A 1,909-nucleotide genomic window follows, 5' to 3' on the forward strand; every position below is an offset into this window, starting at 1 on the left:
CTCGTCGCCGTGCTCGATTCCGAGCGAGATGATCCCGAGGATCGACGCGGCGTTGACCGGGGTCGCGTCGCCCTTGGCGACGAGGACCTTCTGACCCGCCTCCTCCGCATCCTCTTCTCCCGCCCGCACTCCGCACGACAGGAACGAGCACCCATGACGCTGTCCACTCCTCAGACCGCCTACGCCTCCGCCAAGCTCCAGGGCACCGGAGTGGGACGCGGGCTGGCCCTCGGGCCGGTCCTGCGCATGCCGGAGCCGCTGCCCGAGCCCGAGGACACCGCCAGCACCCGCAGCGTCGCCCAGGAGGAGGAGCGCGCCGTCTCGTCGCTCTCCGCCACCGCCGCGACGATCCGCCACCGCGGCGAGCGGGCGGGCGGCTCGGCGAAGGACGTCCTCGACGCCCAGGCCCTGATGGCCGAGGACCCGTCCCTCGCGGACGACGTCAAGGTGCGGATCGCCGGAGGCAAGACCGCGGAGCGCGCCGTGCACGAGGCCTTCGCCGGCTTCCGCGACCTGCTCGTGGCGATGGGCGGCTACATGGCCGAGCGCGCGACCGACCTCGACGACGTCTCGCAGCGCGTCGTGGCGCACCTGCGCGGCGTCGCCGCTCCCGGCGTCCCCGAGTCGGACGAGCCGTTCGTGCTCGTCGCCCGCGACCTCGCTCCGGCCGACACGGCGCTGCTCGACCTCGAGAAGGTCCTCGGCCTGATCACCAGCGACGGAGGGCCGACCTCCCACACGGCGATCCTCGCCCGGGAGAAGTCGATCACCGCCATCGTCGGCACCACCGGCGCCCTCGACCTGCGGGACGGCCAGCTCGTCATCCTCGACGCCACCTCCGGCGTCGTGACGGTGAACCCCTCGGACGCCGAGATCGGCGCCGCGAAGTCCTCGATCGCTGAGCGCGCCGAGATGCTCGCCGCACCGGTCGTCCCCGGCGCGCTGGCCGACGGCCACGCCGTGCCGCTGCTCGCGAACCTCGGCTCGGCCGACGGCGCTGCGAACGCGGTCGAGCTCGGCGCCGAGGGAGTGGGGCTGTTCCGCACCGAGTTCCTCTTCCTCGACGCGAAGGAGGCGCCCTCGGTCGCCGAGCAGGCGGAGCAGTACACGCGCCTGCTCGCCGCGTTCCCCGGCCGCAAGGTCGTCGTCCGCGCGCTCGACGCCGGCGCCGACAAGCCGCTGAGCTTCCTCAACGACGACCACGAGGAGAACCCCGCCCTCGGTCTCCGCGGACTGCGTGCGCTCCGCGCCAGCGAGCAGATCCTCCGCGACCAGCTCACCGCCCTCGCCCAGGCCGATGCCGCGACCGACGCCGACCTCTGGGTCATGGCGCCGATGGTCGCGACCGTGGACGAGACCCGCTACTTCACCTCGATGGCGCGGGAGCTCGGCATCCGCACCGCCGGAGTGATGGTGGAGGTCCCCTCCTCCGCCCTGCTCGCCGACCGCATCCTCGGAGTCGCGGACTTCGCCTCGATCGGCACCAACGACCTGACCCAGTACACGCTCGCCGCCGACCGCATGCTCGGCACGGTCTCGGCGTTCCAGGACCCGTGGCACCCGGCCGTGCTCCGCCTCGTCGGCGAGGTCGGCCGCGCGGGAGCGGCGCTGGGCAAGCCCGTCGGGATCTGCGGAGAAGCCGCCGCCGACCCGCTGCTCGCCGTGGTCCTCGTCGGCCTCGGCGCCACCACCCTCTCGATGTCGCCGTCGGCTCTCGCCGACGTCCGCGCCGAGCTGGCCGAGCACACCCTCGACGACGCCAAGCGGTACGCGGAGCTCGCTCTCGCCGCCGACAGCGCCGCCGACGCCCGCTCCGCGGTCACCGAGGCGATCGCCGCCTCCTGATCCCGGATCACCAGCCCCACCCCCTGCACCACCCCGCCACTCGGGAGCCGGGACGCCTCAGGAG

General features: G+C 73.9%; 1 protein-coding gene. It reads left to right on the top strand.

Translation table 11 applies throughout. The annotated features are described in order from the left end of the window. Positions 1–246: 246 nt before the first annotated feature. Positions 247–1,845 (top strand): phosphoenolpyruvate--protein phosphotransferase, encoded by a 1,599-nt coding sequence (gene ptsP, locus C5C27_RS17400; RefSeq protein ID WP_374955292.1) that lies wholly within the window; start codon positions 247–249, stop codon positions 1,843–1,845. Positions 1,846–1,909: the final 64 nt, after the last annotated feature.

The organism is Rathayibacter sp. AY2B7, assembly GCF_002931635.1.
Classification (GTDB): Bacteria; Actinomycetota; Actinomycetes; order Actinomycetales; family Microbacteriaceae; genus Rathayibacter.